Raw genomic sequence first — 24961 nt, 5'->3', positions numbered from 1 at the left:
GTGGCGACATGTCGAGCCCTGCGCATCCCGCGCGACCGGGTGGCGTCCCGGCGCCGCCGGGGGGACACGCGCTCCGGATCGACCCGGATGCCGCGTCCGCGCGCACGCTGCCGCACACCCTGCCGGTGGTCGATGAGACCTCCGCCGGGGGGCTCGTCGTGCACACGATGGACGGCATTCGGCATGCGGCGGTCATCGCGCGCCGCAACCGCGCCGGCCGCCTCGAGTGGTGCCTGCCGAAGGGCCACCTCGAGGGCGCCGAGACGCCAGAAGAGGCAGCGGTCCGCGAGATCGCCGAGGAGACGGGCATCGTCGGCCAGATCGTGCGGCGGCTCGGCGTCATCGACTACTGGTTCACCGGGGATGATCGCCGCGTGCACAAGGTCGTCCACCACTTCCTGCTCGGCGCCGTGGGCGGCGAGCTCAGCGTCGAGGGCGATCCCGACGGTGAGGCCGAGGACGTCGAGTGGGTGGCGCTCACCGACCTGCCGGCCCGGCTCGCCTACCCCAATGAGCGACGACTAGCAGAGGCCGCGCATGCGGTCCTCGTCGGCGAGGCATGAACCTGATCCCTTCGACCCCCACGCTCCGGCGGCACGCGCATCGCGGGCCGCTCGTCATGCTCGCCATGCTCCTGGCGCTGGCAGCGGTGCTGCTCCCCGCCCTCCCGGGCGCCGGCGGGACGGCCAGCGCGGCCCCCGCGACCGACGGGCTGACCGTCGACGTGTCGGTGACCGCCGTCCAGCCGCAGGTGCTGACCGTCGACCAGGACCTCACCGTCAAGGCGGTGGTGCGCAACACGGGCGACACCGCCATCGAGCAGCCGCGGGCGACACTGCGGATCAGCCGCTACCGACTCGCCAGCAGCGAGCGGCTGGCCGCCTGGACGAGCTCCGCGCCCGGCGACGACGCCGGCAGCCCGGTGCAGGCCATCGACCTGGACGCGCCCCTCGAGCCGGGCGCCAGCGCCGAGGTGGTGCTGACGGTCCCCGCCGCGTCCGTCGGGCTGCTCCGCTCCGCCTCGGCCTGGGGCCCGCGCGGGCTCTCCGTCGAGCTCTCGGACAAATCCCGCCGTGTGGGATTGGAGCGCACCTTCCTGCTGTGGTCGCCCTCCGACGACCCGGCCGACCTCAGCCAGGTCGCGGTGAACGTGCTGGTGCCTGTCGTGGGCGACGGGCTCACCACCGCGGACCTCGACGCCCTGGAGCTGGCGTCCGCTGAGGAGGCCGCCTCCGCGGACGCGGCGACCGGCACGGCCGACACGTCGGGCGCGGAAGGGGTGGAGGGGGCCGACGACGGCGCCGTGGACACCTCGACCGAGCGCTCCCGGGACGCGCTCGAGGCGCTCACCTCCACCGGCGGCCGCCTCGACACCCTGCTGCAGGCCACCGCCGGCCAGTCGACCGTGACCTGGGCCATCGACCCCGGACTGCTGGACCAGGCCGCCGTCGGAGGGGACGCCGCGCGCGCCTGGCTGCAACGCCTCGCGGCGGAGGCGGGCCGGACCGACGTCATGGCGCTGCCCTGGTCCGACCCCGACCTCGCGGCGATCGCGCACGCGTCGGAGAGCGAGCTCCTCGACGTCGCGCTGGGCATCACGTCGCCCGCCTCCTCGCAGGTGCTCGGCGACTCCCCCGCGCGGCTGCTGTGGGCCGCCGACGCCACCGTCGACGAGGAGACCGCGGAGCTCGCGGCACGGTCGGGCGCCGGCCCGCTGGTCGTGGGGGCGCCGTCCAGCACGTCCGCCAGCAGCTCGGCCCTCCCCGAGGCGACCTCCCGGGTGGACGTCGACACCTCCGGCGGCCGAGCGTCGCTGCTGGTCCCCGACGCGACGCTCAACAAGCTGCTCGCGACGCCCGACGCCGTGCAGCCCGGCGCCACGCCCGCGACCGTCGCCCAGCGGGTCCTGGCGGAGACTGCCGTCGCGGCGCGCACCGCGTCCCTCTCGGGCACCAGCCTGCTGATCACCGTGCCGCGCGACTGGGAGCCTGACGCGGCCCTGGTGCAGGCCCAGCTCAAGGCGCTCACAGCGGCGCCGTGGGTCGAGTCCGCCTCCGTGTCCGACCTGGTGGCGCAGGACGCCGAGACCGTGACGCTGCCCGCCTCCGCCAACAGCTCGAGTGAGCTCTCCCCAGCCCACGTCAACGCCCTCGGGGGCGCCCGTGACGACGTCGCGGCCTTCGCCCAGGCGGTGCCCGACCCGCAGCGCCTGCTCGACGGCCTCGACCGCAGGCTGATCGCGCCGCTCGCCGTCGCATGGCGCTCCGACCTCGCCGAGCGCAAGGTGTTCGTCGACACCGTGCTCGACGAGGCGACCCAACGCCGCAGCGGGCTCACCGTGCTGCTCAGCGAGCAGGTCACCGTGGCGGCCAGCTCGAGCCAGATCCGGCTCGTCGTGCGCAACGCCCTCGACCAGCCGGCGACGGTGCGGGTCGAGATGCTCTCCCGGCAGTCCTGCCTCAAGGCCACCGCGTCGCCGGTCACCACGGTGGCCGCCTCCTCCGAGGAGGTCGTCACCGTGGACGTCCGGGCGACCTCGGCCTGCGACGTGATGGTCGACGTCGTGCTCCGCGCGGAGGATGGCACGGTCCTGTCGGCGCCCGTCGCGTTCAGCGCGCGCGTGACACCCTCGATCGAGGACGTCGGGCTGAGCATCGTCGGCGCGATCCTCGCCGCCGGACTCGTCGCGGGTATCGTGCGCACCGTCCGCCGGGGCCAGACGGCCCACCGCGGCGCGCGGCTCGCCGCGCAGGCGCAGGCCGACGCCGAGGCCGCCGCAGCCGCCGAGGCCGCCGGACAGGACGAGCACCCGGCACCCCACACTCAGGAGGACGTTGGTGAGCACCGCTAGCGGCTCGGCCGTGCCACCCCACGACGGTGGCGCCGAGCCCCTCGCACCCCCGGTCGACGCTGAGGCCGAGGCGACGCTCGGGCCCGACGTGGCCGAGGGCGTCGGCTCCGTCCCGATGGCCCCCGCGGGCGACGCCACAGGCATGGGTCGCTCGACGGCGCTGATGGCCTCCGGCACGCTCGTCTCACGCATCCTGGGCCTCGTCCGCGCCGCGATGGTGGTGTGGGCCATCGGAGCCACGGGCGACGCCGCGAACGCCTTCGCCGCCGCCAACAAACTGCCCAACGTGCTCTACCTGCTGATCGCGGGCGGCGTCCTCAACGCGGTGCTCGTCCCGCAGGTGGTCCGCGCCTACCGCCGGGCCGACGGCCAGCAGTACGTCGACCGGCTGCTCACGCTCGGCGCCACGATGCTGCTGGGACTGGCCCTGCTGCTCACGCTGGCCGCCCCGCTGCTGACCGCGCTGTACACGGACTTCAGCGACCCGGCCGTGCAGTCGCTGACGGTGTTGCTCGCCTACTGGTGCATCCCGCAGATCTTCTTCTACGGCCTGTACTCGCTGCTCGGCCAGGTGCTCAACGCGCGCGGGTCCTTTGGCCCGTACATGTGGGCCCCGGTGGTCAACAACCTCGTGTCGATGGCTGGCCTGCTGGTGTTCGTGCTGGTCAACGGCTCGTTCCAGACCTCCGCCCTCGAGGATCCCAGCGCGTGGGGCGGCGGCCAGGTCGCGCTGCTCGCCTGCACCGCGACCGTGGGCGTGGCCGCGCAGGCCCTCGTGCTCCTGATCCCGCTGTACCGCTCGGGCTTCCGGTACCGGCCCCGCTGGGGCTTCCGCGGCGTGGGGCTGCGCTCGGCGGGCCGGGTGGCCGGCTGGACGTTCGCCGCGCTCGTCGTCGGCCAGCTCGGGGTCCTCGCGGTCAGCCGCGTGACCTCCCGGGCCGGCAGCCTCGACCCGGCCTACGCCGGCAACGCGCTGTGGGACTACGCGTTCCTGGTGTTCATGCTCCCCCACTCGCTGGTCACGGTGTCGCTGGCGACGGCCCTGTTCACGCGGCTGTCCGCCACCGCGGCGGCTGGCGACGTGGACGGCGTGCGCGCCGACCTGTCGCTCGGGCTGCGCACCGTGGGCCTGTTCACCGTCCTGGCCACCGCCGCCATCGCCGTGCTGGCCTACCCCATCGGACGCGTGATGTTCCCGTCCGGCGGGGATGACGCGTGGTCGGCGCTGGCCCCCGTGATCGTGGCGATGGTGCTCGGCCTCGTCGCGTTCGGCGCGTGGTCGCTGTGCCAGCGGGTGTTCTACGCCTACGAGGACGCCCGGTCGATGTTCCCCATGCAGGTCGGCATGGCAGTTGTCGTGGTGGCCGGCACGTACCTCGCGAAGGCCGTCCTGGAGCCGTCCTGGTGGGTTGCCGGCGCGGGCCTGGCGTCCAGCCTGTCCTACGTCGTCGGCGCCATCGTGGCGCTCATCGTGCTGCGCCGCCGGCTGCACGGGGTCGACGGCCGCAGGGTGGCCATCGTCCACGCCAAGGCCGTCGGGGCGGCGATCGTGGCCGCGGCAGTGGGCCTGCTGGTGGTCCACCTGCTCGGACCCGTCAGCGGGATGGGCAGCGCGATCGTGACCTGCGTCACCGCCGGGCTCGCGATCGGCCTGGTCTACGTGCTCCTGCTCAAGGTCCTGCGGGTGCGGGAGGTCGACGCCCTGGTCCAGATGGTGATCCGAAGGGCAAGGGGTCGGCGGCGCTGAGCGGCACCGCCTAGCATGGAGCACCGGCACACAGTCGGGACAAGAACAACTGCGGGAGGCCCGGTGGAGGACGTCGTCGGACGCGGCTCAGTGCTGGCCGGACGGTACCGAGTCCTGCAACCGATGGATTCCGACCTCGAGGGATCGACGTCGTGGAAGGCCACCGACCAGATCCTCGACCGCGCCGTCCACGTGCGCATCCTGGACTCCGCGAACGCCGCGCAGGCGCTCGACGCCGCGCGCCGCGCCGCCCTCGTCTCCGACCCGCGCCTCGTCCGCATCCTCGATGTGGGCAATCACGAGGGCGTCGGCTACGTCGTCACCGAGCACGTGGCCGGGCCGTCCCTTGCCGAGCTCGTCGCCCGCGGCCCGCTGACGTCCGACCAGGCGCGCTCCGTGGTCGGCGAGGCCGCCGCCGCGCTCGAGGTCGCACGCCGCCGCGGAGTCCACCACCTCGCGCTGCGCCCCTCCGTCGTGCACATCACCCCCGAGGGCCGCCTGCTGCTCAGCGGGCTTGCCATGGACGGCGCGCTGCTCGGCCACGGCCTCGGCGACGCGGCGGCGACCACCCGCTCCGACACCATCGGCCTCGTGCGCCTGCTCTACACCGCCCTCACCGGCCACTGGCCCGAGGGCGACGGCGACGTCCCCGCCTCAGGCCTGCCCGCTGCCCCGGTGGTCGACGGTGTGCTGGGCGCGCCGGGGGACCTCGCCGCGAACGTGCGCGCCGACCTCGACACGCTGTGCGCTGTGACCCTCGGCCCGCACGACGACGGCCCCCGCAGCCCTGCCGAGCTCGTCCGCGAGCTCGAGCCCTGGGGCGAGATCCGCACCCTGGGCCCGCTCGACGCCTCAGCGGATCCCGCGCGCACCATGCTGCAGGAGCCGGTCCGCGACGTCTCGGCCGAGTCCGACGCCGAGGCGACGGCGCAGATGACCATGCCCGGCCGGGTTGAGCGGCAGTCCGTGCGCTCGGCGTTCCACGACGCGCCGTCCGCCGGCACCGGGCGTCCTGGCACGCCTCCGCCCGCCACTCCGCGCGGCCGTGGGGCGTTCCCGTCCAGCGCCCACAGCGCCGGCACCGCCGGGTGGCCCGCAGAGGCCGCCGCTGGCACTCCTGCGGCCCCCACGCACGCCACCCCGCCGGCCCGCACGCAGCACAGCGCACCGCAGCCCGGACTCGCGCAGGCCAGGCCCACCGTGGCGCCCATCCCCGTGGGAACCGTCCAGCGCACCGCCGCGATCCCCGGCGGCCCCGCCGCGTCATCGTCCGCGCCGCCGCCGGTCCCGCCCAGCCTCCCCACCAGCCCGTTCGACTTCTCGTCGGCGGCAGATGACGACGAGACGGTCACCACGCGGCGCTTCGACCCCACGAAGCTCGTCCTGCTCGTCGTCGGGATCCTCCTGGTGATCGGCGTCATCGTCGCCCTGACCTCGCTGTTCAGCCCCATCGGCGGCAGAGACGACGACGCGGGCGCCGCCCCGGCCTCGACCTCCAGCACCCAGGACGAGTCCGAGCAGAGCCCGACGACGGAGCAGCAGCAGACGCCGTCGGCGACCCCCAGCCCGAGCCGTGGCGCCGAGGCTGGCGCGGCGCCGGTCGTCGCCTCTGCGACGACGATCGACCCGTCCGACGACGACGGCGAGTACGAGGACATGATCGGGCGCGCCTTCGACGGCGACCCGGCGACTTTCTGGAAGACGCACACCTACAACAACTCGAACTTCCTCGGGCCACGCAAGCCGAAGGTCGGCATCGTCCTCACCTTGGACGGCTCCACCACCGTGAGCAGCGTGACGCTCAACGTCAACGGCGCCGGCGGCCAGGTCGAGGTGCGCGAGGGCACCGCCGCCGACCCGGAGTCCGGTTCCGTGCTCGCCAGCGGCGCCATGTCGGCGAACACGGTGCTCGAGTTCTCCGAGCCGGTCACCACCGACTCCCTCGTCATCTGGTTCCCCGAGCCCCCCACGGCAACGAGCGGCGGGTCCCTCATCGAGCTCACGGAGATCCCCCTCCCCTGCCCCCGCCGATCACTCCCCCCCCGACCGGGCGCCCACGGGCGGGGGGACAGAAGAGATCGACAGACAGTTCTGCTGTCGACACCGACCCGCGACCGCCAAGGACGTCAAGTGACTGAGCAGCTCCTCCCGCGCGACCTCATCATCGTCGGCTCGGGCCCCGCCGGGTACACCGCAGCGATCTACGCGGCCCGCGCCGGTCTGGCCCCCTTGGTCGTCGCCGGGTCCGTCACCGCTGGTGGCGCCCTGATGAACACCACCGAGGTTGAGAACTTCCCCGGCTTCCCCGACGGCATCCAGGGCCCCGAGCTCATGGAGAACCTGCAGAAGCAGGCCGAGAAGTTCGGCGCCGAGATCCTCTGGGACGACGTCGTGAAGATGGACCTCACGGGCGACGTGAAGACCATCGAGCTCGGCAGCGGCGATGTGTTCCGCGCCCTCGCCGTCATCCTGTCCACCGGCTCCGCGTACCGCGAGCTCGGGCTGCCCGACGAGAAGCGCCTGTCCGGCCGTGGAGTGTCCTGGTGTGCCACCTGCGACGGCTTCTTCTTCCGTGACCAGGACATCCTCGTGATCGGCGGCGGCGACTCCGCCGTCGAGGAGGCCACGTTCCTGACGCGTTTCGGCAAGAGCGTCACGATCGTGCACCGCCGCGACGACCTGCGCGCCTCGAAGATCATGGCCGACCGCGCCCGCGCCAACCCGAAGATCAACTTCGCGTGGAACAGCGAGGTCGTGGCCATCCACGGCGCCGACAAGGTCACCGGGGTCACCCTGCGCGACACCGTCACCGGAGCCGAGCGCGAGGTGGGCGCTGCGGGCGTCTTCGTCGCCATCGGGCACGTCCCGCGCTCCGAGCTGGTCGTCGGCCAGGTGGACGTCGACGAGAACGGCTACATCGAGGTTGTCGGGCGCACCACTGCCACGAACCTGCCCGGCGTCTTCGCCTGCGGCGACGTCGTCGACCACACGTACCGGCAGGCCATCACCGCCGCCGGCACGGGCTGCTCGGCGGCGATCGACGCGCAGAACTACCTCGCCGCGCTCGCCCATGTCGACCCGGCGTCCCCGTCCGAGATCCCGGCGGCGCTCGTGGAAGAGGAGAAGGCCGTATGAGCACCACCCCCGACGTCACCGAGGCCACCTTCCAGTCTGAGGTCCTCGACGCCGAGCTGCCGGTCATCGTCGACTTCTGGGCGCCCTGGTGCGGTCCGTGCCGATTGGTGGCGCCCGTGCTGGAGGAGCTCGCCGACGAGTACGCCGGCCGCGCGAGGATCGTCAAGGTCAACTCGGACGAGAACCCGGGCATCACCGCGCGCTACAGCGTGGCGTCCATCCCGACGCTGAACTTCTACGTGGGTGGCGAGCTCGCACGGACCCTCATCGGGGCGCATCCCAAGCAGGCCATCGCCAAGGAGCTCGACGCGGTGCTCGCCGAGGCCGCGACAGGCGTCTGACCAGGCGGCACTGAGCGACGGGCCGCGCGCGGGTTGGTGGTGGAGCGGTGTCGGCGCGCGCGGCGGATGGACGACGGGACGTCGGCGGCGTCGGTGCGTGCGACACTCGGAAGGTGAACGAGAACCTGACTCCCGGCGGCACCGCGTCGGGCAACCCCCCGCACGCGGCTGCTGCCGGCACCAGGCTCGACCCCTGGTTGTCGTCCTACGCCGCCCGCACCCAGGGCATGCGGGCCTCCGAGATCCGCGCGCTGTTCGCCGTGGCCAACCGGCCTGAGGTCGTGTCGCTGGCCGGTGGCATGCCGTACCTCGAGGGCCTGCCCCTCGATATCCTCGGCGAGCTGACCCAGCGTGTCATCGCCACCCGCGGCACCACAGCCCTCCAGTACGGGTCCGGGCAGGGCGATGAAGGGCTGCGTGAGCAGATCCTCGAGGTGATGCGCCTCGAGGGGATCACCGCACACCCCGACGACGTGGTGGTCACCACCGGCTCTCAACAAGCTCTCGACCTTGTGACTCGCATCTTCATCGACCCGGGCGACGTGGTGGTCGCCGAGGCGCCCTCTTACGTCGGCGCGCTCGGCGTCTTCAGCGCCTACCAGGCCGACGTCGTGCACGTCCCGCTCGACGCGGACGGGCTCATCCCCGCCGCCCTCGAGGAGACCCTCACCTCCCTCGAGCGCGAGGGCCGGCGGGTCAAGCTCCTGTACACGGTGCCGAACTTCCACAACCCCGCCGGGGTCACGCTCTCCGCCGAGCGCCGACCCCAGATCCTCGAGATCGCGCGCCGCCACGGCGTGCTCGTGCTCGAGGACAACCCGTACGGCCTGCTCGGCTTCGACGGCGACCCCCTCCCCGCGATGCGCGCCATGGACGACGAGGGCGTCATCTACCTCGGCTCGTTCTCGAAGACGTTCGCACCTGGCTACCGCGTCGGCTGGGCGGTGGCCCCCCACGCCGTCCGGGAGAAACTCGTCCTGGCCAGCGAGTCCGCGATCCTCTGCCCGTCGAACGCGTCCCAGCTCGCGATCAGCGCCTACCTGTCCACCTGTGACTGGAAGGGGCAGGTCAAGTCGTTCCGCGAGCTCTACCGCGAACGGCGCGACGCCATGATCGGCTCCCTGGCCGAGCACCTGCCCGATGCGAGTTGGACTGTCCCGAACGGCGGGTTCTACACCTGGGTGAAGCTCCCCGACGGCCTCGACGCGAAGGCGATGCTGCCGCGCGCTGTCACCTCGCGGGTGGCCTACGTGCCCGGCACCGCGTTCTACGCCGATGGGCAGGGAGCCAGCCACATGCGACTCTCGTACTGCTTCCCCACCCCCGAGCGCATTCGCGAAGGCGTGCGCCGGCTCGCAGGCGTCGTCGCCGGCGAGACCGAGCTCGTCTCGCTGTTCGGCACGGGTCCCGGCGCCCCGAACCGCACGATCCAGGCGCCCGGCCCCGACCTCACCTGATCGTCTGATCCACCCGAGCACCCCCCGGCTCGACCACCCCGGCTCGAGCACCGTCCTTGCAGAACCCGGAGCGTCCGCCCCCGTGACCGACACCACCAGCCTCTCCCCCTTGCGCGTCGTCATCCTTGCCGGTGGCCTCTCCCATGAGCGCGATGTGTCACTCCGGTCCGGTCGACGGGTCGCCGACGCGCTGCGCGCCTCAGGCGCCGAGGTCACCGTGCACGACGTCGACGCCGACCTCGTCCCCGCCCTCCGCGAGACCGCACCCGACATCGTCTGGCCACTGCTGCACGGCGCCAGCGGTGAGGACGGCTCCGTGCGCGACGTCCTGGAGCTGCTGGGCATGCCATACCTCGGCACCGGGCCGCGGGCCAGCCGGATCGCGTGGAGCAAGCCGATCGCGAAGACCGTCATCGCGCGGGAGGGAATCGACACCCCGGAGTTCGTGACGCTCCCCCAGAGCCTCTTCCGCGAGCTCGGGGCCAGCCGCGTCCTGGACGCCATCATCGACAGGCTGGGGCTTCCCCTGGTGGTCAAGCCGGCCACCGGCGGCTCGGCGCTTGGGGTGAACCTCGTCCGGGAAGCCGGGGAGCTTCCGCGGGCGATGGTGGACTGCTTCGCCTACGGCGACACCGCGCTCATCGAGCGGGCGATCAGCGGCACCGAGGTCGCCGTGAGCGTCATCGACATCGGCAACGGGCCCGAGCCGCTGCCCGCCGTCGAGATCGTCACCGATGGCCCGTACGACTACGACGCGCGCTACAACCCCGGCCGCACTGAGTACTTCACACCCGCACGGCTGTCACCGGAGTTGGCCGAACGCGCAGGTCAGGTCGCTGTGGCGGCTCACCGGGCACTGGGCCTCCAGGACCTGTCGCGGACCGACCTCATCATCGGCGATGACGGGACCGTCTACTTCCTCGAGGTCAACGTCGCACCAGGCATGACCGAGACGTCGTTGTTCCCCCAGGCCGCCGAGGCTGCGGGGCACGAGCTCAGCACGCTCTACCGCGCGCTCGCCGAGGCCGCACGAAAGCCCTGACGTCCAGGCTCTGGCCGCGGACGTGCGGGGCGGCCACCCGTCGTGCGACGCGCGTCGACTGAACCGGATCAGGTCCACACCGCGCCTACCGCGATGTTCCACGTGAAACGGCCAGCCAGAGTGATCTGGCTGGCCGTTTCACGTGGAACGCCGGGTGGGGTAGCTCGCTCAGGAGCGCAGGAACCCCGGCTCATCCGGGGTCAGGCTCTCCAGGATGCGATTGAGGTCCTGCACCGAGGCGAACTCCACGGTCAGCCGGCCGCGGGACTTGCCGAGGTTGATCTTCACCCGGGTGTCGAGCCGGTCGGAGAGCCGTGACGCCAGCTCGTCGAGCGCCTCGTTCCGCTCACCAGCGCGAGGCTGACGCCGTGCCGGCGCCGCCTCTCCCCCCAGGGACACGATCTCCTCGACCGCGCGCACCGACAGGCCCTCCGAGACAATGCGCTGGGCAAGACGCTCGATCGCCGCGCCGTCCTCGAGGCCGAGCAATGCCCGCGCGTGTCCGGCGGAGAGCACTCCAGCGGCCACCCGCCGCTGCACCAGCGGAGGCAGGCGCAGCAGTCGCAGTGTGTTCGAGATCTGCGGGCGCGAGCGGTGGATCCGCGTGGCCAGCTCCTCATGCGTGCACCCGAAGTCATCCAGGAGCTGGCGGTACGCAGCCGCCTCCTCGAGGGGGTTGAGCTCCGAACGGTGCAGGTTCTCCAGCAGCGCGTCGCGCAGCAGGTCGCTGTCCTCGGTGTCCCGGACGATCGCGGGGATGGTGGCCAGCCCGGCAGCCTGCGTCGCACGCCACCGGCGCTCGCCCATGATGAGCTCGTAGCCGTCGGCGCCGTCGGGCCGCACGACAATCGGCTGCAGGACGCCGATCTCCCGGATCGACCCGATCAACTCGTCGAGGGCGTCCTCCTGGAAGACCGTCCGTGGCTGCCGAGGGTTCGGTCGAATGGATCCCACGGGCAGCTCAGCGAACCGGGCCCCCGGCACGGTGAGCAGCGCATCGCCCTCATCCGCGGGAGCCGCCGTCGCCGTGGGAGCCACATCCGCGACCTCGGCGCCAGCCCCAGTCCCCGCACCGGGGACGCCATTCGACAGTGTGCCGTTCGCGACCCGCGCGTCCGCGCCAACCGTTACGGCAGCACTGGCCACCTTCCCGGCTTCCTGCTCCACCGGCTGCGCGGTCGGAGTGTCGGCTTCGGCACCACGTCCGGCAGCGGCGCCCGCTTCACCGTTGCTGCCAGCCTGCTCCGGCGCCTCGGTGGTCAACGACTCCGTCGCCGCTGATGTCGTCGTCGGTGCCGCTGTTTCACGTGAAACAGCTTCAGCCTGCGCTGCCGCCTTCGCCGCAGCCTCATTCGATGCGCGCTCGTCCTTGCGGTTGTCAGGGAAGAAGACGTCCACCGGACGCTGGCCCTCTGAGGAACGCTGCCCATCGAGGCCAGTCGGGATCAGTGCCCCGAGACCTCGCCCGAGACCACGACGCTTCTCGCTCACAACTCCTCCTGCTGCTGGGGGGTCGCGGTGCCGGCGTCATCGCCGGAACCGTTCGATGCGGGGGCCGACGTGCTGTTGTGCGCCGAGGCCATCGCGTCGGCAGCCTGCCATGCGCGCTGCACGGTGGAGGACATCGCTCCCCCACCGCCGACCGCCGGCTCAGCGCGCTCCGCGAACTCCCGGGCTGCTTCCAGGTACGCCAGAGCGCCAGACGAACCGGCGTCGTACGTGATGACCGTCTGCCCATAACTCGGAGCCTCGGAGATGCGCACCGATCGCGGCACCGCGGTTCGTAGCGTCACGTCGGGGAAGTGCTCGCGCACCTCCTGTGCGACCTGCTGGGCGAGGTTCGTGCGAGCGTCGTACATCGTCAGGAGGATCGTGGAGACGTGCAACTGCGGGTTGAGGTGCGCCTGGATCAGCTGAATGGTCTTGAGGAGCTGGGTGAGCCCTTCCAGCGCGTAGTACTCGCACTGGATCGGGATGAGCACCTCCCGAGCAACCACGAACGCGTTGACCGTGAGCAGGCCAAGGCTCGGCGGGCAGTCGACGAAGACATAGTCGATCGGCTCCTGACCAGCGGCGATGCGGCCCTCGAGGTACTGGTCGAGCGCGGTGCGCAGGCGGGTCTCGCGCGCGACCATCGACACCAACTCGATCTCGGCGCCCGACAGATCGATCGTGGCTGGGAGGCACCAGAGGTTCGGCGTATCCGGGCTTTCCTGCACGGCATCCGCCATCGGGGCGCCCTCGACCAGGACTTCGTAGATGGACGGAGTGCCCGCGCGATGGTCCACGCCGAGCGCCGTGGAGGCGTTGCCCTGCGGGTCGTTGTCGAGCACGAGGACATTCAGCCCGGCCTGGGCCAACGCCGCAGCCATGTTGACAGTGGTGGTCGTCTTGCCGACCCCACCCTTCTGGTTCGCGACGGTGATGACGCGAGTCTTGGCAGGACGTGGGAACTTGCGTCCACGGAGCTCGATGCGCCGACGCGCATCCTCCTGGATCTGGGCCATCAGCGGTGTGTCCTCATCTGCGTCCGGGAGGCTCTTGACGAGCGCCGCACGCCTTTCTTCATCGGAGTCGGTGGGCGGGTTGGACTTGGCAGAGGACGATGACGAGAGATCGTCGAGCCTCTGACCTGCGTGTTCGCTGCTATAGGTGGAGCCGCCACCACCGGACGGCCGCGTCGAGGCGTACTTCTCGGCGGCCTCGGCGGCCTCCCGCGCGGCACCCGCCACCAAGGGCGGCAAGGCCACGGGCTCGCCATCGGGTGTCTGACCCGTGCCGTGGTTCGGCGGCGGGGAGTCGAAACGCGGGTCGTCGAGCCGCGGCGAAGTGAGTGGATCGACAGCGTCATCCGCCACACTCTCGGCCGGACCGGAGGCCGGGGCATCCGACTCCTCTGCCACCGGTGACGGAGGACCCCCCTCCAGCACGGCGAGGCCCTCGAGGCTCAGCGCATCGCGCGCATCGTCAGAGGGCTGCTCCGTTTCACGTGAAACAGCGGGCAGCCCACCACCAGCGTCGCCAGGACTCCGGACAGCCCCTGCTCCGTGTGGCGTCGAGTTCTCATCGTCACCGATAGGGCTTCGGCGGGCAGGCGCCACCGCGTGATCATCGGCGTCCTTTGACGTTGACTCGTCATACGCGGGGACCTCGCGACCACTGTCCACGGGTGCCCAGAAGTGCCGCCGAGCAACAGGGTGATCGGCCAGTGCCTCCGCACCCGATGCCGTAGCTCCGGAATGAGCCGACGCGCCTGAGGATGCGGATCCATCGGCCGACCCTGAGCCGTTGACGGACCCTGAGCTGATAACAGACCCCGAGCCGACAACCGGCGCCGAGGCTTCGGCGGGCGCCAGGCCGTCGGTGGCTGCCGAGCCACTGGCAAGAACGACACCACGAGCGGCGCTCGCGCTGCCGTCGCCGTCCGCCGTCGGGGCGCCGGCGACCTGCCCACTGGCCGACCCAACGGTGGGTGACGGCTCAGCACGCGCCGAGCTTGCCTGGAGGAACTCCTGAGCCGACTCGGAGAGGCCGGCGAAGGGTGCGGGGACCATCTCGCGCTCTCGGTCGACGCTCTCGGACGCGGAACGACGGCTTCGCTGGGGCAGCCCGGCCGTGGAGTCGCCCAGCTCCATCGACGGCTGCGCATCTGAGGCCGAGGCCACGGTCACGAGTCGATCTGCCGATTCCGCGCCAGAGACTCCCCCCGGTCCACCCGCCAGGGCACCAGTTTCGCGTGAAACAGCCAGCGCGGGGGCCGGCGCGCCTGGTCCGTCGGCCATCTCCGCGGCGATGCCCGCACTCTCCGCGGCATTCGCCGTGACGCCTGGCTCCATCGCCCCTGGCCCGGGCGTCCACGCAGCGTCCGCTGTGGGAGCGGCGACCTGAGCCTCCTCAGCGGCCCGCTGTCGTCGCTTCTTCCTACCGAACACCGCGCTCAGCCTCCCGAACGACGCGGACCACGGTCGTCTGCTCGGCTCCTGCGATCGTGGACGCACTGATGACCTCCGCAGGTCCCCCACCGAGCTTCTTCGCCCAGCGGGCGCCGGCGTCGACCTCTTCCTGTGCGCGGGCGCCCTTGAGGGCGACGAGCACTCCCCCCTTGCCCAGCAACGGGAGAGCCCAGCGGTACAACCGGTCCAGGGGCGCCACCGCGCGCGCCGTCACGGCATCCGCTCGCAGCTCACCGTGGAGATCCTCGGCTCGTCCGCGCGTGACCACAGCGTTGGCCAGGCCCAGCTCGTCGACGACCTCAGTGAGCCAGTCGATGCGACGCTCCATCGGCTCGAGAAGCACGACCTCGGCATCGGGCCGCATCGCCGCGACCACGATGCCGGGAAGGCCTGCGCCGGAGCCGATGTCGATGATCCTGCCGGTCTCCGGAAGGAACGGGACGACGGCGGCCGAGTTCAACAGGTGCCGTTCCCAGAGTCGGCCGACCTCACGCGGTCCCACGAGACCGCGCAGCACGCCCTCATCGGTCAACAGTCGATGGAATCCCTCGATGGCAGGCCACGCAGGGCCGAAGAAATCGACCAGCCGCGTGTCGCCCTGCCACGGGTCGATCTCCGACTGCTCCGCACTGTGCTCGCCGCTCGACACGCTGGTCCCCTCCTCGTGCTACCCGCAATGCCGGGGCTGCGATGTTCACTACGAATCGTTATGGGCGAAGATCGCGCACCACTCGTCCGTCCGACGTCCTGTGACGTACTAGCCCTACGCTTGCTTACTGGTCGCGCGGTCACTGTTTCAGCCGTTCGCGCTCGCCAGAACTCCGGCATTGGGGCTGCCCTACCGTACCGCGCTGCCGACGTGTCGCACGGGCACCACTCCGTCATCCACCCGTGCCCATGTTCCACGTGAAACGACACCTCACGATCGAGTTCCTGTTTCACGTGGAACACCGCGGCAGTCATCGCACCACGCTGATCCGATGCCGCTCCACGAGAGGGTCGACGGGGGTGGCGCCGCGGGATCCTGATCGTCGTTTCACGTGAAACGAGAACGGCCGGCCCCAAGGACCGGCCGTTCTCGCGTCGATTGGCGCCAGTCTCGACGCCCGCCGCTGCGTCGAGCTATGCGGAGCGGATCACCACGTGGCGAGACGGCTCCACGCCGTCAGAGTCGCTGACAAGTCCGGCGGCCGCGACGGCGTCGTGGACGACCTTCCGCTCGAACGGGTTCATCGGCGAGAGCGCCACATCGGCGCCGTCGGCCTTGACCCGCGCGATGGCCTCGTTGGCGATCTCGATCAGCTCGAGTCGACGAGCGGCGCGGAACCCGGCGATGTCGAGCATCAGCCGGCTCCGCTCCCCCGTCTTCGCCTGCACAGCCAGCCGCGTCAGCTCCTGGAGCGAGTCCAGCACCTCGCCGTCGCGACCGACGAGCCGGCGAAGGGCTCGCACCGAGCCCTCCTCGCCGATGATCTCGACCGCGGCGCGGCCATGATCCACGTCGATGTCGATATCGCCGTCGAGGTCAGCGATGTCCAGCAGCTCCTCGAGGTAGTCAGCGGCGATCTCGCCCTCTTCTTCGAGGCGCGTGGTCGGGCTCGCCTCGGCAGGCGCGGCGGGTGTTTCAGAAGACGTCATCGGTGCTCCTCGTCAGTCGGCTCGGCGCCGGGTGAGCGTTACTTCGTGGGCTTCTTCTTGGGGGAAGGCTTCGGACGCGCGGCGCCGGGCTTAGCGCCGCTGGACGGCTTCCGGGCGCCGGACGCACCGGACGCGCCGGACGACTTGGGACGCTGTCCAGCCGCCGGACGCGGCTTCTCCACAGACGTCTCGCTGGGCTCCGCCGTGCTCGACGCCTCGGCGCCTGTCGACGTGCCGTCCACGGGACGCGGCTTCGCGCGGTCCTTGCGCTTCGGCTGCGGCCGCTGACCGCGCGGCTTCTCCTCGATGACGGGCTTCTCTTCTTCGATCACGATGCCCTTGGCAGCGGCCTTGCGCGCCTTCCGCTCCTTGAACGCCTTCTCGGCGGCGGAGCCGGGGGCCGGCATGCGGCGGATCGTGTAGAACTGCTGGCCCATCGACCACACGTTGGTCGTGGTCCAGTAAATGAGCACACCGATCGGGAAGTTGACGCCCGAGATCGCGAAGATGACCGGCAGCGCGTAGAGCATCATCTTCTGCTGCTGGGCCATCGGACCCTGCAGCGCCGACGGCGGCATGTTCTTCATCGTGAGCTGGCGCTGCGTGAAGAACGTCGTGGCCGACATCGCGACGATCAGGATGACCGTGACGATCTTGATGTTGATGTCCGCGCCAGGCTGCAGGAAGTAGCCGGACAACGGGGCCCCGAAGATGGTGGCCGACTCGAACTCCTGCGCCACAGCAGGGGTGATCGGGCCGATGTTGGGGCTGCGCTCGTAGGTGCCCGCGGCGATCAGGGGCATGGAGTACAGCACCCGGAACAGCGCGAAGAAGATCGGTGACTGCAGCAGGATCGGCAGGCACGACGAGAACGGATTCGTCCCATGCTTCTTGTAGAGCGCCATCGTCTCGCGGCTCATGGCCTCACGCGACGCGGGGTCCTGCTTCCCCTTGTACTTCTTCTGGATCGCCTGCATCTCGGGCGCCAGCAGCTGCATGCCGCGCGAAGCCCTGATCTGCTTGAAGAAGAGCGGGATCAGGATGATCCGGATCACGATCACCAGGCCGACGATGGACAGCGTCCAGGCGACGCCACCGGCGGGGTCCATTCCCAACCAAGCGAGCACCTTGTGGAACTGGACCATGATCCAAGCGACCACGACCATGATCGGCCATAGCAGTCCGTCGAACCACGACATGTGGCAGAGCTCCTCGGTGGGGGGTCAGGACGTGGGGGAAGCCACGTGCGTCAGGCTGTGCTTGTGGGACCGCGCAGGGGGCACGTCATCGATCCCGCCGGCGCTCCAGGGGTTGCAGCGCAGCAGCCGCCAGCCGGCGAGCAGGGCGCCGCGGACAGCGCCGTGGCGCTGCACCGCGATCACCGCGTACTGGGAGCACGACGGGTAGTACCGGCATGACGGCCCTGTCATCGGCGAGATGAAGAGTTGGTATCCGCGCAGCAGGAGCAGAAGAGCGCGCCCCGGCAGCGCCGCGACGAACCGCAGCATGGTGACCAGGCGCTGGCGCGTCATCGCGATCCCACGGCCTCGGACCGTCGACGCGCGCGGCTTCGCGCGACGTCGAGCGCTGAGTCCAGATCGGCGCCCAGCGAGGCGTACTCACGGGTTGCTGCGGGCGCGAGGGCACGCACCACGATGCCGCTGTCGGCGGGGATCGTGGTCAAGCGCTCGCGCACCAACGCGCGCAACCGCCGCTTGACCTTGTTCCGCACCACGGCGTTCCCGACCCCCTTGGACACGACGAAACCGACCACCGGACCAGGTCCGGGGTCGGTCCGAGTCACGAGGTGGACCACCAGCGACTCCCGTCCACCGCGCGCACCGCGCCGCACCGCCTGCTCGAATTCCGCAGGTCGGCGCATCCGGTGCGCTGCGGGCAGCACCGGATGTGGGTCAGGCCGAGAGCTCGGTACGACCCTTGCGCCGACGGGCAGCGAGGATCGCACGGCCTGCACGCGTGCGCATGCGCAGACGGAAGCCGTGGGTCTTGGCACGACGCCGGTTGTTCGGCTGGAAAGTGCGCTTGCTCACGAGGATCTCCAAGTACTTCGGGGCAACGGTCCCGCACGGTGTCGCGCGCGACCAGGTAGGTGTGCCGAGCTCGACTGCTCCGTTATTCGACGCACGTGCGCGTCCGGCGTCAAGGCGCGCCAGCAGGAGCCATCAGGAAGGGCTGGTCAACACTACGCCGGGCTCGCTCCGAGGGTCAAACCAGGCGGTGGCCGAGAGGTGTCCGCGCAGATCGCGTCCCTCCACCCGGCCGATTCTGGCCGCTCGACGGATCGAGACGGCCATGATGCTCGAGCTGATCCGTGGGGTCTCCCCCACGGGTACGCCTCATCTTCTCAGGCGAACCTGGGGCCGCCGCGCCGAGCGGGGCCAAGGCCACCACCGAGCCTCGCTGCCGAGCGGTGAAGCGCGGAGATCCGTCACACACAGGTTGTGGATAACTGTGTGGATGACCGGCTAGCGTGTGACACTCGACCACGAGTTTTCACCAGCAGCGAGGGTAGGACGTGTCACCACAGGACGAGCAGCTGGCCCATGTCTGGGCTCATGCCCTTTCCCAGTTGGACTCGAGCCCCGACATCACGCCGCGCCAGCTCGCGTTCGTCAAGCTCGCCCAGCCGCTCGGCCTCCTCGACGGGACGATGCTCCTGGCGGTCGGCAACGACCTCACCAAGGAGTACCTGGAGACGCGGGTGCGCGCCGAGGTGACCGAGGCGCTGACCACCGCACTCGGGCGTGAGGCCCGGTTCGCCATCACGGTCGACGCCGACCTGGCCCCGCTTGACACGCCTGCGACGTCGTCGTCCACTCCCCAGCGCGGCGCGTCGGCTGAGTCCCTCACCTCTGACCCGCAGGACTACCTGACGAGTGCCGCGCCGCTCGACCAGGAGCCCGTGCGGATGAGCACCGCGCGGCGCACCCCGCCCACGGAGCCGGCGCGCCTCAACCCGAAGTACCTCTTCGAGACGTTCGTCATCGGCTCCTCGAACCGATTCGCGCACGCTGCCGCGGTCGCTGTGGCCGAGGCGCCGGCCAAGGCATACAACCCGCTGTTCATCTACGGCGACTCAGGACTGGGCAAGACCCACCTGCTCCACGCCATCGGCCACTACGCGCAGAACCTCTACCCGAGCGTGCGCGTGCGCTACGTGAACTCCGAGGAGTTCACGAACGACTTCATCAACTCGATCGGCGAGGGCCGCGCGGGGGCCTTCCAGCGGCGCTACCGCGAGGTGGATGTCCTGCTCATCGACGACATCCAGTTCCTGCAGGGCAAAGAGCAGACGATGGAGGAGTTCTTCCACACCTTCAACACCCTGCACAACGCCAGCAAGCAGATCGTGCTCACCTCCGACCTGCCGCCTAAGCAGCTCAACGGGTTCGAGGACCGCATGCGGTCCCGCTTCGAGTGGGGCCTGATCACCGATGTCCAGCCGCCGGACCTCGAGACCCGCATCGCGATCCTTCGCAAGAAGGCCGGCAGCGAGCGGCTGCAGGCGCCGCACGACGTGCTCGAGTACATCGCGTCGAAGATCTCGAGCAACATCCGCGAGCTCGAGGGCGCCCTCATCCGGGTCACGGCCTTCGCCAACCTCAACCGCCAGCAGGTCGACCTGTCCCTCGCCGAGATCGTCCTCAAGGACCTCATCACGGACGACCAGACGGCCGAGATCACCGCGACCGCCGTGATCGGGCAGACGGCTGCCTACTTCGGCCTCTCAATCGAGGACCTGTGCGGCTCCTCCAGGTCCCGGGTGCTCGTCACGGCCCGTCAGATCGCCATGTACCTGTGCCGGGAGCTCACGGACCTGTCGCTGCCCAAGATCGGGCAGGCGTTCGGCGGACGTGACCACACCACCGTCATGCACGCGAACCGCAAGATCCGCGAGCTGATGGCTGAGCGTCGTTCGATCTACAACCAGGTCACCGAGCTCACCAACCGGATCAAGCAGCAGAACCGGGGCTGACACCCCCGGTGCGCGGCCCAGCCGGGCTGCGCGCCTCGCCCGAACCCGACGCCGATCACCTCTGGCTGGATCGGCTCTGCCCGCATGCCCCTGCCCGCATGCCCCTGCCCGCACGACACGCCCGCCCCGTTCATCCCGGTATGCGCTAGATGGGCGGCCAAGGTCGAACCTCATGTCCAAGCATCGGTAGGACGATTGTGCACACCTGTGCACAGACCTGTGGATGACGGTGGACAAGGGCCCCACACATGTGGACGAGAAGGGGCTAGTCGGTGGACAGAGAACCACGGGAAAGTGCTCGTCCACAGAACCGCTGTTCATCCACCGCTGCGTCCCACCATCCGTGCACAACCGCCCACCCGAGCTGACCTGCGCGAACGCACGTCATCCACACGATGCACAGACCCGATGACTACGACGAGTCCCCTCTAGGAAAGAAATCAGCACACCGTCATGGAGGTTCTGGCGAACCTGGCCGACAGACCCGCTCTGACACACCTCTCGCGGTACCGGCGCGGGACGCTCTCGCGTAGTGTTGCCCTCCGACCCGGGCACAGCCCTCGCCACATCGGCCCGCGCCGCGGACCGATGGCCGACAGGCTCATCGCGGTGCACGGGTCACTGAGCCAGGGATCGAGAGGGTGGGGCATGAAGTTCCGCGTCGACCGTGACGTTCTCGCAGATGCCGTCACGTGGACTGCACGTAGCCTGCCGACGCGTCCTCCTGTGCCGGTGCTCGCCGGTGTGCGCATCGAGGCCGATGCCACAGGCGTCATCCAGCTCTCCAGCTTCGACTACGAGGTCTCGGCCCGATCTGAGATCCCCGCTGACGTCAGCGAGCCGGGCGTCGTGCTCGTCTCTGGCCGGCTGCTCGCGGAGATCTCCCGGGCGCTTCCCGCCAAGCCCGTCGATGTCGTCCTCGACGGCACCAAGGTCACAGTCACGTGTGGGGCCAGCCGCTTCACGCTGCTGACGATGCCCGTCGACGACTACCCGGCGCTCCCGGTGATGCCCGACGTCACCGGCACCGTCGACGGCGACGAGCTCGCGCACGCCGTCGCGCAGGTGACTGTCGCCGCGAGCCGTGACGACACACTCCCGCTGCTGACCGGTGTCCGCATGGAGATCGAGGGCGAGAAGATCACGCTCCTCGCCACCGACCGCTACCGGCTCGCACTGCGTCAGCTCACCTGGACTCCGGCCTCCCCCGACCTGTCGACCACTGCGCTCGTCCGCGCCCGGACGCTCTCCGACGCCGCGAAGTCACTCGGCTCGAGCTCCTCGGTCAACATCGCGCTGTCGACCGGGCAGGGCATCGACCTCATCGGCTTCGAGGCGAACGGCCGTCACACCACGTCACTGCTCGTGGACGGCGACTACCCGCCGGTGCGCCGTCTGTTCCCCGACGAGACCCCCATTCACGCGGTGGTGCTGACGCAGTCGCTCGCCGATGCCGCGAAGCGCGTCGCACTCGTCGCCGAGCGCAACACCCCGATCCGGCTGTCGTTCACCGAGGGCCAGGTCGTCCTCGACGCCGGCCAGGGTGACGACGCACAGGCGTCCGAGGCCCTCGAGGCGACACTGGTGGGCGAGGACATCTCGGTGGCCTTCAACCCGCAGTTCCTGCTGGACGGCCTCGGGGCCCTGACGACCCCGTTCGTGCGGCTGTCGTTCACCCACCCGAACAAGCCGGTGGAGTTCACCGGCCAAGACTCCCTCGAGGGTGACGACCTGCAGGAGTACCGGTACCTGCTGGTGCCGATCCGGTTCGCCAGCTGACAACCGGCGCGAACAGGCGCCTGAGGGCACGTGGCGAGACACTGTCGCCGAGGTTGAGCCCCTGGAAGGAAGGCGACGTCATGCACATCGGTCTGGTCGGACTCGGCAGGATGGGCGCGAACATGCGCACCCGTATCCGTGCCGCGGGCATCGAGGTGTCCGGCTACGACCCGCGTCCTGACGTGTCGGACACGGCCACCCTCGCCGAGTTGGCAGGGTCGCTGCCCTCGGGCGGGCGGATCATCTGGGTGATGGTCCCGGCCGGCGAGGTGACGCACACCGTGCTGACCGAGCTCTCCGAGCTGTTGGCGCCGGGCGACCTGGTGCTGGACGGTGGCAACTCCTACTTCGCTGACGACGAGCGGCACGGCGAGATGTTCGCCGCACGGCAGATCGGCTACCTGGACGTCGGGGTCTCGGGTGGCATCTGGGGGGTGGAGAACGGCTACGGGCTCATGGTGGGCGGCGCGGCCGACGATGTGGCCCGCGCGATGCCGATCTTCGACGCCCTGCGCCCCGAGGGCCCGCGCGACGAGGGCTTCGTGCACGCGGGCCCGGTGGGCGCCGGCCACTACGCCAAGATGGTGCACAACGGGATCGAGTACGGCCTGATGCAGGCCTACGCCGAGGGTTATGAGCTCCTCGAGGCGAAGGGGCTCATCACGGATGTCCCCGGCACCCTCAAGGCGTGGTCGCGCGGCACCGTGGTGCGCTCCTGGCTGCTGGACCTGCTGGTCGCCGCGCTGGAGGAGGACCAGGACCTCTCGGCCATCGAGGACTGGGTCGACGACTCCGGCGAGGGCCGGTGGACTGTGGACGAGGCGATCGAGCTGGCGGTCCCGTTGCCCGTGATCTCCGCGGCGCTGTTCGCGAGGTTCTCGTCGCGGCAGGGCCAGTCGCCGGCGATGAAGGCCGTGGCCGCGTTGCGCCAGCAGTTCGGGGGGCATGCCGTGCGTCCGGCCGGGTCGTCTTCGTCGACTGGCGGCGTCGGCCTGTCGTCCCCATCCGCTCCTCCCGTGGCACCGGCCTGACCTGCACAGATGTATGTCTCCTATCTCTCTTTGACGGATTTCCGCTCCTACCGGCAGATCGAGCTCCCGCTCGACCCGGGGGTGACCGCGTTGGTGGGCCCCAACGGGCAGGGCAAGACGAACCTGGTCGAGGCGGTGGGGTATATCGCCACCCTGGGCAGCCACCGGGTGCCGTCGGACGCCGCCCTGGTGCGGGCCGGCGCGGACCGGGCGGTGGTCAGGGCGAAGGTGGTGCGTGAGCGCGCCGACGAGCGGGACTCCGTGCGGACCAGCCTGGTCGAGGTCGAGATCACCCCGGGCAAGGCGAACCGCTCCCGGGTGAACGGGGGCTCCCCGGGCCGGGCGCGCGACATCCTCGGGCTGCTGCGCACGGTGCTGTTCGCACCGGAGGACCTGGCGTTGGTCAAGGGCGACCCGGATGGCCGTCGGCGGTTCCTCGACGAGCTGGCGGTGCTGGTGACACCGCGGCTCGCCGGGGTCATCGCCGACTACGACCGGGTGTTGCGCCAGCGCAGCGCGTTGTTGAAGTCGGCGGGGCAGGCGATGCGCGGCTCCCGTGGTGGCGCTGATCTGCGCACGTTGGACGTCTGGGACGCGAAGCTGGCCCAGGTCGGCGCGGAGCTGATCGTGGCGCGCCGGGCCATCGTGGCGGCCCTCGCCCCGCATGTCGCGCGGGCGTATGAGCAGGTCAGCGCCGGGCAGGGCGAGGCTGTGGTCACCTACCGCGCGTCGCTCGACGCCGCACTCCAGGGAGCCGGCCGATCCGACGGGGCTCCCCTGGCCGGCGAAGGGCTCGGGCCAGCGCCGGCGGCTGTCGTCGAGGCCCAGCTCCTCGAGGCCATGGGCGCGCTGCGCGCGAAGGAGATCGAACGGGGCGTGTGCCTGGTGGGCCCGCACCGCGACGATCTGACCCTGACGTTGGGCGGGCTGCCCGCCAAGGGGTACGCCAGCCATGGCGAGTCCTGGTCCTTCGCCCTCGCGCTGCGGCTCGCGTCGTACACGTTGCTGACGCGCGGGCCGGACCAGATCGACGGCGCGGCGCAGGACGGCGATCTGTGGATGGCCGACTGGGGCGAGGACGGCGAGCCCGTGCTGATCCTGGACGACGTGTTCGCCGAGCTGGATGTGCGGCGCCGGGACCGGCTCGCGGAGCTCGTGGCGCCCGCGCGGCAGGTGCTCATCACGGCGGCAGTGCCCGGCGACGTCCCCGAGCAGCTCGCGGGCGCCCGCGTGCAGGTGATGGGCGGGGAGGTGGAGCGTGTCCTCTGAGCAGCCTGACGTCCCGACGGCTCCCGCGCCCGCGGTCGATGGTGTCCCCGCAGGCGAGGTCGTCGACCTGATCCCGCCTGCCCAGGTCGCGCGGGCCGCCTTGGAGCGGGCCAAGGAGGCAGCCCGTGCCAAGGGCATCCGCCCTGGTCAGGCCCCCCGCCGCTCACCCCTGGACATTCCGCGCGGCACCTCGGGGCCGGGCGGCCGAGACCCGCAGATGATCGGCGCGACGCTGCCGGTGCTGGTGCGCAACCAGGGCTGGGTGCAGAAGCTGTCAGTGGGCGGCCTGATGGGGCGGTGGCGCGAGATCGTCGGCGACGGGGCCGATCACTGCGTCCCGGAGACGGTCGAGGACGGGGTCCTCACGGTCCGGGCCGACTCGACGGCGTATGCGACGAACGTCCGGCTGTACTCGTCGGCGATGCTCCGCGAGATCGCGACGGTGGTGGGCGAGGACGTGGTGCGCGAGGTGCGAGTGCTCGGCCCGGCTGGTCCGGGGTTCAAGCGCGGGCCTCGCTCGGTGCCGGGCCGCGGGCCCCGCGACACCTTCGGCTGAGGCTTCCAGGGGTCGATCTGGGGATCACCTGGGCCCACCCTGAGGGCATCCCCCGCCGCGCCGCCCCCGAGGGGGGTCCAGAACCTATGTCCAGGTAGACTGTGAGGGTCATTCTTGGCGCGTCTGCGCCAAGAACTCCAGCGTCATGGGGTGATCCGCTCTCTG

20 protein-coding genes are annotated in these 24961 nt (G+C 70.8%); 12 read left to right on the top strand and 8 right to left on the bottom strand.

Translation table 11 applies throughout. From position 1 onward, the window contains the following. Window positions 1-8 precede the first annotated feature (8 nt). The 7 genes from BN3788_RS06530 to BN3788_RS06500 all read left to right on the top strand — a co-directional run bounded on the left by BN3788_RS06530 (window position 9) and on the right by BN3788_RS06500 (window position 10573). On the top strand, window positions 9-563 hold the full coding sequence (locus tag BN3788_RS06530) for an NUDIX hydrolase (RefSeq protein ID WP_082812658.1): 555 nt from the start codon (window positions 9-11) through the stop codon (window positions 561-563). Next, complete coding sequence (locus tag BN3788_RS06525; RefSeq protein WP_066583314.1) at window positions 560-2851, top strand: DUF6049 family protein; 2292 nt, start codon at window positions 560-562, stop codon at window positions 2849-2851. Before BN3788_RS06530 ends, BN3788_RS06525 begins: the two co-directional genes overlap by 4 nt. Further along, complete coding sequence (murJ, locus tag BN3788_RS06520; RefSeq protein WP_234346517.1) at window positions 2838-4598, top strand: murein biosynthesis integral membrane protein MurJ; 1761 nt, start codon at window positions 2838-2840, stop codon at window positions 4596-4598. The genes BN3788_RS06525 and murJ overlap by 14 nt, the downstream gene beginning before the upstream one ends. Before the next feature lie 2130 nt (window positions 4599-6728). Beyond that, the gene (gene trxB, locus BN3788_RS06515) at window positions 6729-7733 is read left to right on the top strand and encodes a thioredoxin-disulfide reductase (protein WP_066584326.1); all 1005 of its coding nucleotides are present in this window, start codon (window positions 6729-6731) and stop codon (window positions 7731-7733) included. After that, the gene (gene trxA / locus BN3788_RS06510; RefSeq protein ID WP_066583312.1) at window positions 7730-8074 is read left to right on the top strand and encodes a thioredoxin; all 345 of its coding nucleotides are present in this window, start codon (window positions 7730-7732) and stop codon (window positions 8072-8074) included. The genes trxB and trxA overlap by 4 nt, the downstream gene beginning before the upstream one ends. Before the next feature lie 227 nt (window positions 8075-8301). Further along, complete coding sequence (locus BN3788_RS06505; protein ID WP_082812724.1) at window positions 8302-9531, top strand: aminotransferase-like domain-containing protein; 1230 nt, start codon at window positions 8302-8304, stop codon at window positions 9529-9531. A gap of 82 nt (window positions 9532-9613) precedes the next feature. After that, the gene (locus tag BN3788_RS06500) at window positions 9614-10573 is read left to right on the top strand and encodes a D-alanine--D-alanine ligase family protein (protein WP_066583309.1); all 960 of its coding nucleotides are present in this window, start codon (window positions 9614-9616) and stop codon (window positions 10571-10573) included. 168 nt (window positions 10574-10741) lie between these two features. Here the strand turns inward: BN3788_RS06500 and BN3788_RS06495 are convergent, their stop codons facing one another. The 8 genes from BN3788_RS06495 to rpmH form a co-directional block, all read right to left on the bottom strand. Further along, entirely contained in the window at window positions 10742-12064 is a 1323-nt protein-coding gene (locus tag BN3788_RS06495) for a ParB/RepB/Spo0J family partition protein (RefSeq protein WP_066583307.1), read from the bottom strand. After that, window positions 12061-13476, bottom strand: coding sequence for an AAA family ATPase (locus tag BN3788_RS06490; RefSeq protein ID WP_390619818.1), 1416 nt, complete (start codon window positions 13474-13476; stop codon window positions 12061-12063). The genes BN3788_RS06495 and BN3788_RS06490 overlap by 4 nt, the downstream gene beginning before the upstream one ends. Before the next feature lie 1018 nt (window positions 13477-14494). After that, a complete protein-coding gene (gene rsmG / locus BN3788_RS06485; RefSeq protein ID WP_066583305.1) occupies window positions 14495-15175 on the bottom strand; it encodes a 16S rRNA (guanine(527)-N(7))-methyltransferase RsmG in 681 nt (226 codons plus the stop codon). A gap of 473 nt (window positions 15176-15648) precedes the next feature. Beyond that, a complete protein-coding gene (locus BN3788_RS06480) occupies window positions 15649-16164 on the bottom strand; it encodes a Jag family protein (protein ID WP_066583302.1) in 516 nt (171 codons plus the stop codon). Between the two features lie 38 nt (window positions 16165-16202). Further along, entirely contained in the window at window positions 16203-17363 is a 1161-nt protein-coding gene (gene yidC, locus BN3788_RS06475) for a membrane protein insertase YidC (protein WP_066583299.1), read from the bottom strand. 24 nt (window positions 17364-17387) lie between these two features. Beyond that, complete coding sequence (gene yidD, locus BN3788_RS06470; protein ID WP_066583293.1) at window positions 17388-17696, bottom strand: membrane protein insertion efficiency factor YidD; 309 nt, start codon at window positions 17694-17696, stop codon at window positions 17388-17390. Further along, a complete protein-coding gene (gene rnpA / locus BN3788_RS06465) occupies window positions 17693-18067 on the bottom strand; it encodes a ribonuclease P protein component (RefSeq protein ID WP_066583291.1) in 375 nt (124 codons plus the stop codon). Before rnpA ends, yidD begins: the two co-directional genes overlap by 4 nt. Before the next feature lie 10 nt (window positions 18068-18077). Beyond that, window positions 18078-18215: a 50S ribosomal protein L34 gene (rpmH, locus tag BN3788_RS18550; protein ID WP_034225701.1), complete on the bottom strand. Its 138-nt coding sequence runs from the start codon at window positions 18213-18215 to the stop codon at window positions 18078-18080. Between the two features lie 539 nt (window positions 18216-18754). Here rpmH and dnaA point away from each other — a divergent pair. The 5 genes from dnaA (at window position 18755) to BN3788_RS06440 (ending at window position 24796) form a co-directional block, all read left to right on the top strand. Continuing rightward, on the top strand, window positions 18755-20161 hold the full coding sequence (gene dnaA, locus BN3788_RS06460; RefSeq protein WP_390619814.1) for a chromosomal replication initiator protein DnaA: 1407 nt from the start codon (window positions 18755-18757) through the stop codon (window positions 20159-20161). 648 nt (window positions 20162-20809) lie between these two features. Next, complete coding sequence (dnaN, locus tag BN3788_RS06455) at window positions 20810-21940, top strand: DNA polymerase III subunit beta (protein WP_066583288.1); 1131 nt, start codon at window positions 20810-20812, stop codon at window positions 21938-21940. Window positions 21941-22020: 80 nt separating this feature from the next. Further along, window positions 22021-22971, top strand: coding sequence for a phosphogluconate dehydrogenase (NAD(+)-dependent, decarboxylating) (gene gnd, locus BN3788_RS06450; protein ID WP_066583285.1), 951 nt, complete (start codon window positions 22021-22023; stop codon window positions 22969-22971). 9 nt (window positions 22972-22980) lie between these two features. Further along, window positions 22981-24240 (top strand): DNA replication/repair protein RecF, encoded by a 1260-nt coding sequence (gene recF, locus BN3788_RS06445; RefSeq protein ID WP_066583282.1) that lies wholly within the window; start codon window positions 22981-22983, stop codon window positions 24238-24240. Further along, window positions 24230-24796, top strand: coding sequence for a DUF721 domain-containing protein (locus tag BN3788_RS06440; RefSeq protein WP_082812656.1), 567 nt, complete (start codon window positions 24230-24232; stop codon window positions 24794-24796). Before recF ends, BN3788_RS06440 begins: the two co-directional genes overlap by 11 nt. Window positions 24797-24961: the final 165 nt, after the last annotated feature.

The organism is Cellulomonas timonensis, assembly GCF_900046455.1.
GTDB lineage: Bacteria > Actinomycetota > Actinomycetes > Actinomycetales > Cellulomonadaceae > Cellulomonas_A > Cellulomonas_A timonensis.
This window is presented reverse-complemented; position numbering and strand designations above follow the sequence as displayed.

Bases quoted from the DNA above. Each gene is read 5' to 3' on its own strand.
- BN3788_RS06505 (WP_082812724.1), top strand. From the start codon at position 8,302: ATGCGGGCCTCCGAGATCCGCGCGCTGTTCGCCGTGGCCAACCGGCCT.
- BN3788_RS06525 (WP_066583314.1), top strand. From the start codon at position 560: ATGAACCTGATCCCTTCGACCCCCACGCTCCGGCGGCACGCGCATCGC.
- BN3788_RS06530 (WP_082812658.1), top strand. From the start codon at position 9: ATGTCGAGCCCTGCGCATCCCGCGCGACCGGGTGGCGTCCCGGCGCCG.
- gnd (WP_066583285.1), top strand. From the start codon at position 22,021: ATGCACATCGGTCTGGTCGGACTCGGCAGGATGGGCGCGAACATGCGC.
- yidC (WP_066583299.1), bottom strand. From the start codon at position 17,363: ATGTCGTGGTTCGACGGACTGCTATGGCCGATCATGGTCGTGGTCGCT.
- recF (WP_066583282.1), top strand. From the start codon at position 22,981: ATGTATGTCTCCTATCTCTCTTTGACGGATTTCCGCTCCTACCGGCAG.
- trxA (WP_066583312.1), top strand. From the start codon at position 7,730: ATGAGCACCACCCCCGACGTCACCGAGGCCACCTTCCAGTCTGAGGTC.
- yidD (WP_066583293.1), bottom strand. From the start codon at position 17,696: ATGACGCGCCAGCGCCTGGTCACCATGCTGCGGTTCGTCGCGGCGCTG.
- BN3788_RS06480 (WP_066583302.1), bottom strand. From the start codon at position 16,164: ATGACGTCTTCTGAAACACCCGCCGCGCCTGCCGAGGCGAGCCCGACC.
- dnaN (WP_066583288.1), top strand. From the start codon at position 20,810: ATGAAGTTCCGCGTCGACCGTGACGTTCTCGCAGATGCCGTCACGTGG.